At 47.1% G+C, this 16502-nt stretch carries 14 protein-coding genes and 1 pseudogene; 10 read left to right on the top strand and 5 right to left on the bottom strand.

The window, feature by feature from the left end; genetic code table 11:
• The first annotated feature begins 2 nt into the window (after positions 1–2).
• From hscA to fdx, 4 genes are all read left to right on the top strand, one after another.
• Positions 3–1853 (top strand): Fe-S protein assembly chaperone HscA, encoded by a 1851-nt coding sequence (gene hscA, locus ACTHUE_RS03170; protein ID WP_440423024.1) that lies wholly within the window; start codon positions 3–5, stop codon positions 1851–1853.
• 82 nt (positions 1854–1935) lie between these two features.
• Positions 1936–2565 (top strand): GIY-YIG nuclease family protein, encoded by a 630-nt coding sequence (locus tag ACTHUE_RS03165; protein WP_049337074.1) that lies wholly within the window; start codon positions 1936–1938, stop codon positions 2563–2565.
• Positions 2562–2924: a TIGR02328 family protein gene (locus ACTHUE_RS03160; RefSeq protein WP_049337076.1), complete on the top strand. Its 363-nt coding sequence runs from the start codon at positions 2562–2564 to the stop codon at positions 2922–2924. Before ACTHUE_RS03165 ends, ACTHUE_RS03160 begins: the two co-directional genes overlap by 4 nt.
• Before the next feature lie 92 nt (positions 2925–3016).
• Complete coding sequence (fdx, locus tag ACTHUE_RS03155; protein ID WP_003686005.1) at positions 3017–3358, top strand: ISC system 2Fe-2S type ferredoxin; 342 nt, start codon at positions 3017–3019, stop codon at positions 3356–3358.
• Between the two features lie 76 nt (positions 3359–3434).
• On the opposite strand, the gene ACTHUE_RS03150 is transcribed toward fdx, so the two are convergent.
• On the bottom strand, positions 3435–4055 hold the full coding sequence (locus tag ACTHUE_RS03150; RefSeq protein WP_049337078.1) for a hypothetical protein: 621 nt from the start codon (positions 4053–4055) through the stop codon (positions 3435–3437).
• Positions 4056–4354: 299 nt separating this feature from the next.
• Here ACTHUE_RS03150 and iscX point away from each other — a divergent pair, with 299 nt between their 5' ends.
• The 3 genes from iscX (at position 4355) to metE (ending at position 7971) form a co-directional block, all read left to right on the top strand.
• Complete coding sequence (gene iscX / locus ACTHUE_RS03145; RefSeq protein WP_039861945.1) at positions 4355–4552, top strand: Fe-S cluster assembly protein IscX; 198 nt, start codon at positions 4355–4357, stop codon at positions 4550–4552.
• Positions 4553–4723: 171 nt separating this feature from the next.
• Positions 4724–5605: a methylenetetrahydrofolate reductase gene (gene metF, locus ACTHUE_RS03140; protein ID WP_049323818.1), complete on the top strand. Its 882-nt coding sequence runs from the start codon at positions 4724–4726 to the stop codon at positions 5603–5605.
• An 89-nt stretch (positions 5606–5694) separates the two neighbouring features.
• Positions 5695–7971 carry a 5-methyltetrahydropteroyltriglutamate--homocysteine S-methyltransferase gene (gene metE / locus ACTHUE_RS03135; RefSeq protein WP_004521067.1) on the top strand — a complete coding sequence of 759 codons (2277 nt, stop codon included), beginning with the start codon at positions 5695–5697 and terminating at the stop codon, positions 7969–7971.
• A 92-nt stretch (positions 7972–8063) separates the two neighbouring features.
• Here metE and ACTHUE_RS03130 read toward each other — a convergent pair whose 3' ends face one another.
• Together ACTHUE_RS03130 and ilvE are read right to left on the bottom strand one after the other, a co-directional pair.
• The gene (locus tag ACTHUE_RS03130; RefSeq protein ID WP_070588515.1) at positions 8064–10304 is read right to left on the bottom strand and encodes a right-handed parallel beta-helix repeat-containing protein; all 2241 of its coding nucleotides are present in this window, start codon (positions 10302–10304) and stop codon (positions 8064–8066) included.
• Between the two features lie 1085 nt (positions 10305–11389).
• Entirely contained in the window at positions 11390–12388 is a 999-nt protein-coding gene (ilvE, locus tag ACTHUE_RS03125) for a branched-chain-amino-acid transaminase (protein ID WP_049344435.1), read from the bottom strand.
• 213 nt (positions 12389–12601) lie between these two features.
• On the opposite strand from ilvE, the gene ACTHUE_RS03120 reads away from it, so the two are divergent.
• From ACTHUE_RS03120 to ACTHUE_RS03110, 3 genes are all read left to right on the top strand, one after another.
• The gene (locus tag ACTHUE_RS03120; protein WP_004521063.1) at positions 12602–12925 is read left to right on the top strand and encodes a LapA family protein; all 324 of its coding nucleotides are present in this window, start codon (positions 12602–12604) and stop codon (positions 12923–12925) included.
• 25 nt (positions 12926–12950) lie between these two features.
• Positions 12951–14120 (top strand): lipopolysaccharide assembly protein LapB, encoded by a 1170-nt coding sequence (gene lapB, locus ACTHUE_RS03115; protein ID WP_003684462.1) that lies wholly within the window; start codon positions 12951–12953, stop codon positions 14118–14120.
• Between the two features lie 156 nt (positions 14121–14276).
• A complete protein-coding gene (locus ACTHUE_RS03110) occupies positions 14277–14762 on the top strand; it encodes a GNAT family N-acetyltransferase (RefSeq protein ID WP_440392563.1) in 486 nt (161 codons plus the stop codon).
• 76 nt (positions 14763–14838) lie between these two features.
• Here the strand turns inward: ACTHUE_RS03110 and ACTHUE_RS03105 are convergent, their stop codons facing one another.
• Both ACTHUE_RS03105 and ACTHUE_RS03100 read right to left on the bottom strand, forming a co-directional pair.
• The gene (locus ACTHUE_RS03105; protein WP_004521060.1) at positions 14839–15345 is read right to left on the bottom strand and encodes a thioredoxin family protein; all 507 of its coding nucleotides are present in this window, start codon (positions 15343–15345) and stop codon (positions 14839–14841) included.
• Positions 15346–15348: 3 nt separating this feature from the next.
• Positions 15349–16502: pseudogene (locus ACTHUE_RS03100) on the bottom strand (exodeoxyribonuclease V subunit gamma); the annotation flags it as partial.

Below are 16502 nucleotides of genomic sequence, written 5' to 3'. Positions count from 1 at the left end.
TTTTGCAGATTTCAGAACCCGGCATGTCCGCCGCCCCCCATCAACACCGCCTCGCCGTAGGCATTGATTTAGGCACAACCAACAGCTTGGTTGCCACAGTCCGCAGCGGCAGCGCAGTCTGCCTGCCCGATTCAGACGGCCGCGCCACCCTGCCTTCGGTTGTCCGTTATTTGGATGGCGAAGTTGAAGTCGGCAAAAACGCCCTTTCTGCCCAAAAAACCGATCCGTTAAATACAGTCAGCTCCGCCAAACGCCTGATCGGCCGTACCCTTACCGACCTCGCACAAGAGGCGCAATACCTGCCCTATCGATTTACACCCAATGAGCGCGTGGTTGAATTAAACACCCGTCAAGGTGCAAAAACGCCTATCGAAGTATCGGCTGAAATCCTCAAAGCCCTTAAATCGCGTGCCGAAGAAACATTAGGCGGTGATTTGGTCGGTGCCGTCATTACCGTACCCGCTTATTTTGACGACGCCCAACGTCAAGCCACCAAAGATGCCGCACGCTTGGCGGGCTTGAACGTCTTGCGCCTCCTCAACGAGCCGACTGCCGCCGCAATCGCCTACGGACTGGACAACGCCTCAGAAGGCACGTTTGTCGTTTACGACTTGGGCGGCGGCACATTCGACGTATCCGTATTGCAACTGACTAAAGGCCTGTTTGAAGTTAAAGCCACCGGCGGCAACAGCGCATTGGGCGGCGATGACTTCGACCATCGTTTGTTCTGCTACCTACTCGAACAAAACGACCTTTCCAAACTCAACGAACAAGACAGCCAGCTTCTACTTTCCCTTGCCCGTACCGCCAAAGAAAAACTGACCACTCAAACCGAAGCCGTCATCGAGACCATACTTTCAGACGGCCATAAAGTTCATACCGTCATTACCCGCCAAGAGTTTCACAATCTGACCCAAAATCTGGTACAAAAAACCATCGAGCCCGTCAAACAGGCTTTGAAAGATGCCGGCGTAACCAAGGCGGATGTCAAGGGCGTAATTATGGTTGGCGGCTCTACCCGCATGTTGCACGTTCAACAAGCAGTTGCCACCTTCTTTGGCCAAACTCCACTGAACAACCTCAATCCTGACGAAGTGGTCGCACTCGGCGCCGCCATACAGGCAAACGTCCTTGCGGGTAACAAAACCGACGGCGAATGGCTGCTACTTGACGTTACACCTTTGTCACTCGGATTGGAAACCTACGGCGGTCTTGCCGAAAAAATTATCCCGCGCAACTCCACCATTCCTACCGCACGCGCACAGGACTTCACCACTTTCAAAGACGGTCAAACCGCCATGACGATACACGTCGTACAAGGCGAGCGCGAACTCGTTTCCGACTGTCGCAGCCTTGCCAAATTTACCCTGCGCGGCATTCCGCCCATGGCTGCAGGCGCAGCGCGTATCCGCGTGACCTTCCAAGTTGATGCCGACGGTTTGCTGTCCGTTTCCGCACAAGAGCAAAGCACCGGCGTACAGGCGCAAATCGAAGTCAAACCTTCCTACGGCTTGGACGACAGCACCATCACTCAAATGCTCAAAGACAGCATGAGCAACGCCGCCGAAGACATGGCCGCACGCGCACGCGCCGAAGCCGTAGTCGAAGCCGAAAGCCTGACCGACGCCGTTAATGCTGCCCTTGAGTTGGATAGCGATTTGCTGGATGCCGAAGAGTTGCAACAAATTCAACAAGACATCGCCGTTTTGCAAGGCCGTCTGAAAGACGGCAAAGCCGAAGACATCCGCTCCGCCGTCGCCAAGCTCAGCCACAGCACAGACAACTTCGCCGCCAAACGCATGAACCGCAACATCCAACGTGCGTTGACAGGTCAAAGCGTTGATAATATTTGACGGCAAATGGTTTCAGACGGACTTTGATAAAAAGGCCGTCTGAAAAGATATCTTCATACAGAAATAAAAATAAAGGACAACAATGGAAAAAGCGGGCATTGTCTACCTGATGAAAACCGTCATCAAAGGCGTATATAAAATTGGTATTACTGACGAAAATAATTTTGAAACTAGAATGCGCCATTTGGAAAACAACGGCTACGCAAACGTTGCCGGGTTAGAACGTATTCTAGCGATTAAAACCGACAACTATAAAGAAAAAGAAACCTTACTTCATGAAATTTTCGGCAAAAGCCGAATAGGAGAAACTGAGCTTTTTGCAATTGATGAAAATCTTGTGAAAAGGCTTTTTCTCTCATTAAGAGGTGAAATTGTATTTCCTAAAAATGAAATAGCAGAGTTGGGTTTTGAAAAAACTGTCGAAGAACATCATCAAGAAAAAATTTTTGAAATAGACAGAAGTGCATTTATCTCCTTTATCAAAGAAAAGCACCAACAAAATCCTTCTATATTAAGAAATCTCATCTCTTCGAAAAATACACATAAACCTAAAAATTCCAAAGTCCGTCTCTATAAAGACGAATACTTTGGGAAAAGTGGAACAAAGCTAACTACTGAAATTGAAGAAGGTCTTCATATTTATACTACCTACTCAAAAGAAAATTTAGAGAAAGCTTACGCAGAATATTCAAAATTATTTGAATCACAATGAGACTCTGGCACCAAACCCTTATCCCCCTACTACCCCGCGCCCAGCTTTTGGGGCAACACCGCGAATGCGCTGCTTTACGCGGAGCGGGCTGGGGCAGACCGCATGCGACGGTTAATTACGTTTTTACCCATTCGCCCTACAAACTCTATCTGTATCACGCGTTGATTATGGAAGAGATGGAAAAGCGCGGTTACAAACCCGATACCTTATGGAAAGACCCGCTGTATCGCGGCAAAGCCGTTGCCCCATACCATTCGCACGCGGCTGAAACAGCTACTTCGCCGATTTATGCTGAACATGATGATGCTTACTTGGACGAATGTCTGGAAAATTTAAAAAGTAAAGGCATCATGTTATAAACCCATTTTTCAGACGGCCTGAATATTGAATACCCAAGGCCGTCTGAAACCACTTTAACCACAACCACTCTTAAACAACCGAGACAATAAAAATGCCAAAAATTACCGTACTCCCACACGCGACATTATGCCCTGAAGGCGCAGTTATCGAAGATGCACCGGAAGGCCAAACCGTCCTTGACGTACTGCTCGACCACGATATCGAAGTCGATCACGCCTGCGAAAAATCCTGCGCCTGCACCACCTGCCACGTGATTATCCGCAAAGGTTTTGACAGCCTGGAAGAACCGACCGAATTGGAAGAAGACTTGCTCGACCAAGCATGGGGCTTGGAAGCCGATTCACGCTTGAGCTGTCAGGCAGTCGTTGCCGATGAAGATTTGGTCGTAGAAATCCCCAAATATACGATCAACCATGCACGTGAAGACCACTAAAACAAGATTGTATGAAGAAGGCCGTCTAAAACCACAAATTCATGGTTTTCAGACGGCCTTTTGGTTATGCAGCAAACTATTTGATATGAGGGAAAATAAAACGCATACGCGAAATCTGCATGGAGGCCACTTTCTGCGTAGCGGAGTAATTTTCAATTTTTTCTTGCATTCTGATTTGATGCACATTGCCGTTATAACGGGGAGCCGCGTTTTGAGATTTGTTTACGGTCGGCAGTTCAGCCTCTACCTTCAACGCTTCCTCCGCCTCAATGGCCGAAAGTGCAGCCTCATCCCTTACTAAACCGAAACGCTCGATAATGGCATTGGCTTCATCTATATAATGAGATTTGTTTGCGCCATTTTCCAATACAGCATTTTCAAGCACGACCGACAAATGCTTGCCGCAATTTTCGATACGCTCTGCGATACGCGAATAAACCATCCAACGTTTCAACCTCAATGCGCCTGCATCGTCATTGGGTGAAGCGGCATCCAGTTTAATCAAACCATAATGCTTGCCGTAATACAGACGGAACACCAGCTGCTTCAAACCTTCTGTTTCGTCCAGCATCCGATAAAGTTCACGAACCAACAACAGCAAACGGTCGAATGCACCTGCTTGGGACAGATACTCCGGATCATCGGAAGCGAGCGCGTAAATCAGCTTGGACAGCTTGGCGTTGAGTGCGTTATTCATCTTTTTTCCTTTTATTTTTAAGCGATGGATTGTCTTAAGAGCCGTTCCAAAAAATTTGGTTGCATAACAAAGTGTAAATTTTGTATGAAAACCAAATCATACAAAGCGGAATAGAAAGTATAAAACGGCAGATTGCCGTGAATTTTAAGTGTCTTGCCGTATTTTAACGCAACTATGCTATTTTGTTAAAAAATAGCGCCATCATTTATCTGCCAATCTTCCGTAAAACAATCTGGCAGTCCAACTTCTTCTTGATTAAAATAATTACTAATAGCCCAAACCCAATAAAGGAACACATCATGAAATGGACAGATACCCAACGCATCGCCGAAGAACTCTACGACTTACACGGCGACAGCATCGATCCGAAAACCGTACGCTTTACCCAACTGCGTGATTTAATTATGGCTTTGCCTGAATTTGACGATGACCCGACGCGTTGCGGCGAGCGTATTCTCGAAGCCGTGCAACAAGCGTGGATAGATGAAGCAGAATAATCTTTCCCCACTTCCCTATCAAACAAGACCTCAGACAGTTTTTCAGACGGCCTGAGGTCTTTATTAAATTTATTCATACAATTTCGGAAAATTTCGAAATTGACTCATACCAACCTCAAATTTATTATGCAACCTGACAACAAATAAAAGATATGCAGAAGGTGCATAGCCATGAATCACGCTCGAGAAATCGCCGCTTTAAACAACAGCCTTTCTGATTTAAAAGGCGACATCAATGTTTCATTCGAATTTTTCCCGCCGAAAAACGAACAAATGGAAACCATGCTGTGGGATTCCATCCATCGCCTGCAAACCCTGCATCCGAAATTCGTTTCCGTAACCTACGGTGCAAACTCCGGCGAACGCGACCGCACACACAGCATCGTCAAACGCATCAAACAAGAAACCGGCCTTGACGCTGCCCCCCACCTGACAGGTATCGACGCCAGCCCTGACGAGTTGCGCCAAATCGCCAAAGATTATTGGGATAGCGGTATCCGCCGCATTGTCGCCCTGCGTGGCGACGAGCCGCCCGGCTACGAGAAAAAACCTTTCTATGCCGAAGATTTGGTCAAACTGTTGCGCTCCGTTGCCGACTTTGATATTTCCGTAGCAGCCTATCCAGAAGTGCACCCGGAAGCCAAATCCGCACAAGCCGACTTAATCAATCTGAAACGCAAAATTGATGCGGGTGCAAACCACGTTATTACCCAATTTTTCTTTGACGTGGAAAGCTATCTGCGCTTCCGCGACCGTTGCGTGATGATGGGCATTGACGTTGAAATTGTTCCCGGCATCCTGCCCGTAACCAATTTCAAACAATTGACCAAAATGGCCCAAGTGACCAATGTCAAAATCCCAAGCTGGCTGTCTAAAATGTACGAAGGTTTGGATGACGACCAAGGCACGCGCAACCTTGTTGCCGCCAGCATCGCCATCGACATGGTCAAAGTCCTCTCGCGCGAAGGTGTCAAAGACTTCCACTTCTACACCCTCAACCGCAGCGAACTGACTTACGCCATCTGCCATATTTTGGGTGTACGCCCCCGTTAATAAAACAGACGGCCTCCCCATTCTGATTTACAATATCGAACATTCAGGCCATACTGGCCTGATTCAAAATTCCAACTAGGAGAGTTAACATGACAACATTGCATTTTTCAGGCTTCCCGCGCGTCGGTGCCTTCCGCGAATTGAAATTCGCACAAGAAAAATACTGGCGCAAAGAAATCAGCGAGCAAGAATTGCTGGCTGTTGCTAAAGACTTGCGCGAGAAAAACTGGAAACACCAAGCTGCTGCCAACGCTGATTACGTTGCTGTAGGCGATTTCACTTTCTACGACCACATCCTCGACCTGCAAGTTGCTACCGGTGCCATCCCTGCCCGTTTCGGCTTCGACAACCAAAACCTGTCTTTGGAACAATTCTTCCAACTGGCCCGCGGTAACAAAGACCAATTCGCTATCGAAATGACCAAATGGTTCGACACCAACTACCACTACTTGGTGCCTGAATTCCACGCCGATACCGAATTCAAAGCCAACGCCAAACACTACGTTCAACAACTGCAAGAAGCCCAAGCTTTGGGTCTGAAAGCCAAACCGACCGTTGTTGGTCCGTTGACTTTCCTGTGGGTTGGTAAAGAAAAAGGCGCTGTTGAATTCGACCGTCTGAGCCTGTTGCCTAAACTGTTGCCTGTTTACGTTGAAATCCTGACTGCTTTGGTTGAAGCCGGTGCCGAGTGGATTCAAATCGACGAGCCTGCTTTGACTGTTGACCTGCCTAAAGAATGGGTAGAAGCATACAAAGACGTTTACGCTACTTTGAGCAAAGTAAGCGCCAAAATCCTGTTGAGCACTTACTTCGGTTCTGTTGCCGAACACGCTACTTTGCTGAAATCCCTGCCTGTTGACGGCCTGCACATCGACTTGGTACGCGCTCCTGAACAGCTGGACGCATTTGCCGACTACGACAAAGTTCTGTCTGCCGGCGTTATCGACGGCCGCAACATTTGGCGCGCCAACCTGAACAAAGTTTTGGAAACTGTCGAGCCTCTGCAAGCCAAACTGGGCGACCGTTTGTGGATCTCCAGCTCTTGCTCTCTGCTGCACACTCCATTTGACTTGTCAGTTGAAGAAAAACTGAAAGCCAACAAACCTGACCTGTACTCTTGGTTGGCATTCACCCTGCAAAAAACCCAAGAATTGCGCGTTCTGAAAGCCGCATTGAACGAAGGTCGTGATTCTGTTGCCGAAGAACTGGCCGCTAGCCAAGCTGCCGCCGACTCCCGTGCCAACAGCAGCGAAATCCACCGTGCAGACGTTGCCAAACGCCTGGCCGATTTGCCTGCCAACGCAGACCAACGCAAATCTCCATTTGCCGACCGTATCAAAGCGCAACAAGCATGGTTGAACCTGCCTTTACTGCCGACTACCAACATCGGTTCTTTCCCACAAACTACCGAAATCCGCCAAGCACGTGCAGCCTTCAAAAAAGGCGAACTGTCTGCCGCAGATTACGAAGCCGCGATGAAAAAAGAAATCGCCTTGGTGGTTGAAGAGCAAGAAAAACTGGACTTGGACGTACTGGTACACGGCGAAGCCGAGCGTAACGACATGGTTGAATACTTCGGCGAATTGTTGAGCGGTTTTGCATTCACCCAATACGGCTGGGTACAAAGCTACGGCTCACGTTGCGTTAAACCACCTATCATCTTTGGTGACGTAAGTCGTCCTGAAGCCATGACTGTGGCTTGGTCTACTTACGCTCAAAGCCTGACCAAACGCCCGATGAAAGGTATGTTGACCGGCCCTGTAACCATTCTGCAATGGTCTTTTGTCCGCAATGATATTCCTCGCTCTACCGTGTGCAAACAAATCGCACTGGCTCTGAACGACGAAGTATTGGATCTGGAAAAAGCCGGCATCAAAGTCATCCAAATTGACGAACCTGCCATCCGCGAAGGTCTGCCTTTGAAACGTGCCGATTGGGATGCCTACCTGAACTGGGCCGGCGAATCTTTCCGCCTGTCCTCTACCGGTTGCGAAGACAGCACCCAAATCCACACTCATATGTGCTATTCTGAGTTCAACGACATCCTGCCTGCCATCGCTGCTATGGACGCTGACGTCATCACCATTGAAACTTCACGTTCCGATATGGAGCTCTTGACCGCGTTCGGCGAATTCAAATACCCGAACGACATTGGCCCAGGTGTTTACGACATCCACAGCCCACGCGTACCGACTGAAGCTGAAGTTGAGCATCTGTTGCGCAAAGCCATCGAGGTTGTACCGGTTGAACGTCTGTGGGTTAACCCGGACTGCGGCCTGAAAACCCGTGGCTGGAAAGAAACTCTGGAACAACTCCAAGTGATGATGAACGTAACCCACAAACTGCGTGCCGAACTGGCTAAATAATGTGAGTTAGATGAAAAGGCCGTCTGAAAATTTTCAGACGGCCTTTTTTTATTTATCAATATTTAAAACATAAAGATTACGACTTCAACAACTTACAAAATCCCTGTCGTTGTATGATGTTCTTCCACTCCTGATGTATACACGTTCTGAGTATGGTGATACACAGTCTCTTTAGTCGTTTCAACAATATGGTTAGCTTCTGACAAGATATCGCTCAATGCCACTTTACTGCCGGTCGTATTCACCTTTTTCAGTGCTGCGCCGTTATGGCTATTGCCTTCAGAATACGTCTTGATGTCGTTTTCAAAGCGCAGCCATGAATCATACAGTTTGCCTTTAATGTCCGTCATGATTTTGTTGTTGGCTACATTTAAAGATGCTTTGCCTTTAGGGTTGGTACTGTGTACGTCTACCAAAGCATCATTCAGGGCACCACCAAGTTTCAATGTGTTATTGGTGATGTTGTACTCTTTGGCATTGCTCTTTAAATAGGCAAATTCAACATAGCCTTCAGATTCTTCGCGCACGGAAATTTTGTTGTTGTGAATTGTCACCGCACCATGCATAGCGACATTGCCATGGTGTTCTTCCACATAAACCGGTACTGCGCCTTTCATAATCTTACCAATATCGGCATCATTGCCGCTGATGGTAATGGTACCGCTACCAATGCCGTTTTTAGATAAAACGCGGTCGTAGGTATCGTTGATGACGGCAATCAGATATTTGGTAGATTCGCCGCTGATCTTGTTGTTTGCCATATTGAGCGTGTAATCCATTTTGCTTTCATGGTTACGGAACTCAATCGCGTAGGTCTGAATATTGTTTTGATAAACCGTCAGATTTTTAATGACATTATCGCTAATATCGAAATAACCTTTATCAGCCGAGTGCAAATCTTTGTATTGGGTATTGGTTTGTACCTGAATCCCTGAATACATGTGGTAGTACTTACCCAAGTCATCATCAACATTCAAACGGAAGCTCGGGTCTTGGATAATGGTATTGCCCGTAATTTTGACTTTATCCATAGAAAACTGGCGGTTGTAGGCAACAATACCATACAGCCGGTCACCCGTTAACACATTGTCTTCAATGACAATGCCTGTACCATCATGCACATCCAAGCCTTTGCGGTAGTTGTGGTCAGTCGTGTTTTTACGGTATGTGATGCCGTAATTGTAACTACCCGCAGCCACAGCCATACCATAGCCGGTACCGCCGTCCGCTTCGTGGCCGTTCCAATCCAAACGGTTGCCCTCGCCGATAAAGTTTTGTTGGAAACCGATCAGCGCACCGGCAACGCGGTTGTGGTGCAGATACGAATCAACAATACGGTTGTTTTCACCCAAAGGCAGCGCTTCGTATTTTTCATCAATTTCGCCGCTTTGTACGCGCGCTTTAAAGGTCAGTTTTTGACCTTTTTCCGTTTCCAAAGAAGCGGTTGACGTAAACATCACACCAGCACGATTGGCACCGGAAACCTCTACTTTGCTGATTAAAGTATTGTCCGCATCGTTCACTAAAATGCCGTTTACCTTGCCAAAATAGCTTAAGCCTTTGCGGTAAAAATCAGGGTTGGTATATTGAACCGACAAGTCGGCAATGGTTTTATTGTTTTGCCCATCAACCAAAATACCGGCAAATTCGCGGATATCGTCATGGTTGGTGTCCGGATTGAACACGCCCGTCTGCGCTTTATCAAACGTTACTTTGGTTTTGCCCATACCCGAACCAAACAAACCGCGTGCGCCGGAAACGGTTTTATCCATCACAATCTGGTTGGAAATATAGTAAGTACCATCCAAGAAGACCATGGCTTTTTCTTTATGAGCCGCTTCTAAAGCTGCTTTAAATGCCTGAAGACTGTCTTTTTTACCCTGCGCATCGGCACCAAAATCATTCACACGAACGTAATTACCGTACTCTTTAGATTCATACACGCGGTATTTTCCGGATAGGCCTACCCTGCTTTCAGCATGGTCGTCAATTTTGTTTGCTTTACCCGAACTGAGGTGGCCGTCGTGGCTATTGATTGCTTTTTTACCGGAAGAAACGCCCGCTATTTTGTCATGGCCGTCTGAATCCTTCAGATTCTTTTTATGAACAATCTCAACGGTTTCTTTTTCTTCGGCAATTCTGTCTTCCTCCTCTTTCTCTTTGCGGGCGGCTTCTTGTTTGGCTTTACGCTCTGCAATCGCTTTTTCGACTGCCGCTTTATGCGCTTCTTTTGCGCGTTCGACCGCCTTTGCTTTGGCAGCGGCAGCCTCGGCTATTTTTTTTGCTTTAGCCTCTTCGTAAATTTTTTGCTTTTCAGCCAGAATTTTTTCCATCGATTTATTGACTGGTTTAGCTGCCGTTGCTTTATCGGTAGCGGCAGGTTTATTTGTTACTTTAGGCGCAATGATATGTTTACTGGAAACGCTGCTTACAGAAGCAACACTGGCCCGTGCAACATGCATTTTTGTCACAAGGCCGTCTGAAGATGATGATGAACTGTCAAATCTTGCTGCCTCCGCCACATGCACTACTTCTCTCGTTACCGTATTTTTACCGCTTAATTGCTTAAGCTCAGGAGAAACCGACGGCATATCCCCCCAATTGTGGGTGTGTATCCATTCTTTTAGAGGAGAAGATGATTTGGAATTTGCTTCAGGTGTGGATGAGCCGTGACGAATGTGGGTACGGCCAAGAGGAGCAAGTTTATGTGACATAATCAGCGTATTTCCTTGTATCGAATATCGCCTTTCCCACCGCACAAGCGTGCAACAAAAAAGCCGATTGATTAAAGAGGTAAGACGGATTCTGTCGTAACAACAATTGCCTGTATAAAGGCCAAACTGAAGTTGGCCGCTTTGAGAAACTCGGCAGCGTTTCCCCTTCTGCCGGTTTTCTGATTGGAAACGGTCATGGTGTCAGACAGAACCCTTGGATGACTTTATATAGGCGATCTGTCCGCGTACCATGTATCCGGTTATTTTTGACGGAAATGTATCAGAGTCCCTTTTTAATTGATTAGTTCATCCAGAGTTAAGTTATTTTTGATTTTTATAGCAAAATAAAAATGGTTTTATCTTGCACTGGTTTCCTTTTTGACTTGACAGAGTGAATCCCGCGAAGCCAAAAAGGAGGGAAATTCTAACACGATATGTTTTTAGCATTCCCTATTTAACTAAATTTACAAAATATACAGAATAAATATCTATAACTGTTTTTAACTTCTTCTAAAAATCAATAAAATTCGATATTTCCAATATGTATTTTTACAACATGACTGCGCATTATATACCGATTATCTAAAAATACTACCGTTTGTTTAAAAAATTTAGCATTTTATTATCGCTTTTTCCTTCTAAATGCCAATAAAAAAAGCCGTCTGAAAAAATATTTCAGACGGCCTTTTATATTAACGTTCTACTTAACAAACTTCGACCAACCAGCCGTGTTTGTCTTCTGTCAAACCGTATTGAATGTCGGTAATCGCCTTACGGATTGCGTAACCGCGCTCTTGGCTCTTCACTTCAATTTCTTTGCCATCAATCACGAAAGAAGTTACTGGAGAAATAACCGCAGCCGTACCAGTCAGAATCGCTTCCGCACCATTCTCAATCGCAGTTTTCAGCTCGTCGACAGTAAAGTTGCGCTCGGTAACAGTGTAACCCAAATCTTTGGCAACAGTCAGCACGGAATCACGGGTAACGCCGTGCAGGAATTCATCTGTCAACGGTTTGGTAATGATTTCATCGCCGTTAATCAGGATAAAGTTGGACGCGCCGGTTTCCTGAACGTCGCCATTCGGGCAGAACAATACTTGGTTTGCACCATGCTCTGCTTTGGCTTTCAATACCCAAGGCATGGCGGAAGCGTAGTTGCCGCCGCATTTCACACGACCCATATGTGGGGCGCAACGGATATGTTCGGTTTCCACCAAGATTTTAACGGGCGAACCGGCTTTGAAATAGTCACCGACAGGAGAAGCCAGAATGTACAGCAAGGCTGTTTCGGAAGGAGAACCGGCTTTGCCGATCACAGGGTCGGTACCGATCAAAGTCGGACGCAGGTACAAAGCGGCAGGCGCATCAGGGATTTCCTCGGCGGAACGTTTGACCAATTCGATCAAAGCATTCAAATAAGCCTCTGTCTCAGGACACGGTAGGTGCAGAATATCTGCGCTTTGCTGCATACGCGCGATGTTAGCAGTCGGGCGGAACATCACGATTTTGCCGTTTGCCTGACGGAATGCCTTCAAACCTTCAAAACATTCGCTGCCATAATGCAAAGCATGTGCGCCGGGGGCGAGTGTCAGGTCTTTGGAAGATTGCCATTCTACCGGTTGCCATTTACCTTCACGATAAGCGATAACGGGCATTTCAGCGTGGAAAACGCTGCCGAATACGGCTGGGACTGGTCTGCTCATGATGATTGCCTTTCTTATTCTGATTTGTAAGATAATAACTAAAGACTGAACAATACGCCTTTCAATATGGGTTTGACAAGTACCCGTCAGCATAAAGACACCATCTCCCCTGCCGTCTGAAACATGCCGTTCTATCCGAAATCCGGCAAATCGTTTAAACTGATACCATTTTTCAGACGGCCTGCCCCAACCGCAGCCAACCCGGAGTAACCCATGAAACTCATCTATACCATCATCAAAATCCTGATTCTTCTTGTTTTCCTCCTGCTGGCCATTACCAATACCCACACCGTATCCTTCTTCTACCTGCCCGGCCAAAACATCAATCTGCCGCTAATTGTCGTGCTTTTCGGTGCATTTATTATCGGTATCGTGTTCGGTATGTTTGCCCTCTTCGGCCGTCTGCTGTCCCTGCGCAGCGAAAACAACCGCCTGCGTGCCGAAGTGAAAAAATACGCCCACCTTTCCGAAAAAGACCTGACCCCGGTCAAAACCGAAACACCGGCAACGACTTCCGAAGCCACTCCCAAAGCGTAATGCCACCAATCAATAAAGGAATACCATGGACAACGAATTGTGGGTCATCTTACTGCCCATCGTCCTCCTCCCCGTTTTCTTCGCTATGGGCTGGTTTGCCGCGCGCGTCGATATGAAGACCGTCCTGAAACAGGCTAAAAGCATACCGGCAGGGTTTTACAAAAGCCTTGACGCCCTCGTTGACCGCAACAGTGGCCGCGCCGCGCGCGAATTGGCGGAAGTGATTGACCAACAGCCGCAGTCATACGACTTAAACCTGACCCTAGGCAAGCTCTACCGTCAACGCGGCGAAAACGACAAAGCCATCAATATGCACCGCGCCCTGCTCGATTCGCCCGACACAGTCAACGAAAAACGCGCGCGCGTGCTTTTTGAATTGGCGCAAAACTACCAAAGCGCAGGCTTGGTGGACCGTGCCGAACAAATCTTCCTCGGCTTGCAGGAAGGCGATATGGCACGCGAAGCCCGCCAACACCTTTTGAGTATTTACCAACAAGACCGCGACTGGGAAAAAGCCATCGAAATGGCGCAACTCTTGAGCCATGACGAACAAACCTACCAGTTTGAAATCGCCCAGTTCTATTGCGAAATCGCCCAAGCCGCACTGTTCAAGTCCAACTTCGACGCCGCACGCTACAACATCGGCAAAGCACTCGAAGCCAACAAGAAATGTACGCGCGCCAACATCATCCTCGGCGACATCGAATACCGTCAGGGCAACTTCCCTGCCGCAGTGGAAGCGTATTCCGCCATCGAGCAGCAAAACCACGCCTATCTGAGCATGGTCGGCGAGAAGCTCTATGAAGCCTATGCCGCGCAAGGCAAGCAGGAAGAAGGCCTCAACCGCCTCATCGGCTATATGCAAACCTTTCCCGATCTTGACCTGATCAACGTCATCTACGAAAAGGCTCTGCTGCTCAAAGGCGAAACCGAAGCGGCGCAAATCGCTGTCGAACTCGTCCGCCAAAAACCCGACCTCAACGGCGTGTACCGCCTGCTTGGCTTGAAACTCAGCAGTATGAATCCGGAGTGGAAAGCCGACACCGATATGATTCGTTCCATTATCGGCCGCCAGCTGCAAAAAAGCGTTATGTACCGCTGCCGCAACTGCCACTTCAAATCCCAAGTCTTCTTCTGGCACTGCCCAGCCTGCAACAAATGGCAAACCTTTACGCCGAATAAAATCGAGATTTGATCAAACGTTGAGCATCAAAAAAGGCCGTCTGAAATCTTTTCAGACGGCCTTTTTATTACAAAGCAAAGAAAGGAAGCAAGAATCGTTCCAACAAGAAAAAAATAAAGTTGAATCATACTTAATTATTCGGAAAAAATATGAGAAAGAGTATAATAGTTGGATATAAGAGAAGTTTTAGGAGCAAATATGAAAATTCACTTTGAAAAAGGACTTCAGTTAGAAAATGCCCAACTCATTTGTCAGTGGTCTAATGCTTTGGGAGAAAGTTTTCAGAAGCAATGGATGGGGCCAAAGATTTCTTATCCCTTGATTGCCCAATCCTTGCAAAAGATGGAAGGGATTTTTTCCATTTTTGTTGGAGAAGAGTTTGTAGGCATCATCCAGAAAATCAAACTAGAAGATAAAAATCTTCATATTGGAAGATTTCTCATAGCTCCACAGAAGCAGGGAAAAGGATTAGGTAGAAAAGCTTTTCAATACTTTCTTCAAGAAATGTTTGAAAATGAAGAAATAGAAAGTATTTCCCTAACGGTTTTTGAGTCAAATCAAATAGCTAGAGACCTCTACCAAAAAGAGGGATTTGAAATTGTTCAAACCATTGAAGTTCCAGAACGTAAATACATAATGAGAAAATCTAGGTAAGAACTAAATTACACTAGAAATTGTCCCCTTTATCAAAGTGGCTCAAAATATAGTCTTACACACCAACAATATCTACTCAACAACGCTGCTCTGCCCATGCCAACGCCGCTACAATCTGAGCCTCAATATCGGCATTAAATTCGCCGGCACGGTACGCATCGCGCAATTCCGTGCGACCGGTTTCATCTGCCGCAATTTGGTTTAACACCACTTGCGGAAACTCGTTAAACACAGGCCCGGCCTCTTCATGCCCCATCAGGAACAGTGCAGGAATTTTTTGGTTGGTACGGACGATTTCCTGTTGGCGAGGATTATCGAAACGGCTGCTGTCGTCAAAATCGTTACGGGCAATATAGTTGACGCGGATATTGGGGTTCAACTCCGCCATTTTCTGAATAAACGGCACAAACACGCGACAATCAGGACAATATGGCGCAGCGGCAAGCAACCAGTTTTGCGGACGACTGATCTTTTTAACCTCTGCTACCGTTTGCGCCGACAACTCGGTCGCCTGATAGAGTTGCTGCTGTTTCAATTTGTCTTCTTCAGTATCAAAATCCAAATATTCTGCATAAGTGGCCATGCTTTACTCCTGTTCTGTTGCATTGGTTTTCCCTGCTACGCCGGTCAAAAGTGGAACAAGTAGATTGACGACGAGGTTTTCAAATAGTGGCTCATCAAGCGGCGATTCTTCCGAATGACCAAACACCAGCTTCACTTCGGTATATTCTTTCTGCCCTTTGCTCATTTTATTGCCATTAAAAACATCATGGGCTTTTCTCAAGGCAGCATCCCAATCCTCTTTCTTGTTGTACTCCTCCGCAGCGGCAAGGCTGGTTTTGGCAAAAAACGGCAAGGGGGTATTTTGTCCGATTCGGAAATATACCAACCATTCTTTCAAAAGTGCCCTCGCCACCTCTTGCCCGATGGCGGCATAGGTTTCGGTCTGTCCCAGGCTGACAATATAGGTTTGTCGGCTTTCAACGGATTTAGGGGCGATGGCGCAAAAAATCAAATGCTCCAATAAACGGGCAATGCGGTTGGGTGCATTGTCTTTTTGATTTAGGAACACAATGCGGCCGCACTCATAAAGATTGCCGATGGTGCCTTGTAAAACCAAATCGTCAAAGGATTCTTCATAAGGTTCAGACGGCCTTTTGTTACTGTGTATCAACTCGGTATCCACGTTTTTCGCAGATATCTGATACTGCTTCTGCCATAAGCCGCCCAACTCGCCTACCGGCATCAGACTTTCTGCATTCAGCCGAATGGCCGTATCTTCAAAATCTTCACCTTTGCGCCGCGCATCCAAATAGGCATCGGCAATCCGACCTTCATGTTGCGGCTCAAACGGTTCGGCAGATTCCCATGCGCCGTCCAGATACGGCTGATCCCAGCTTAAATTTTTCTTCAGCCAAACTTTGACAGGATTGCGCCAAAAACTGATGAGTTCGCCTTGATGAATGGTTTTGCCCGGCTCTTCCTGACTTAAAGCCTCAAGGAAAAACGGCTGCGCTTCCGCTTGCGGTTGGTTCAATGCATCGGCATAATCTTGGCGCGTACTGAAGAGGCCGTCTGAAAGCGCGTCCTTTTGGAAATAACGGCGCGAAAACGCCTGCAAAGGATGATGTTTCACCCATTTCTCCGACAACTCACGCCCGCTTTTCCCCGTCATGGCGGCGATGGTATCCAGCAGCTCGCTGATTAATGAAGACGGCGCAAACTCGGCATCATTGCGTA

It is taken from the genome of Neisseria sp. P0021.S005 (assembly GCF_051956955.1).
Note: the sequence above shows the minus strand (reverse complement) of the source record. Positions and strands in the feature narration are given on the sequence as shown.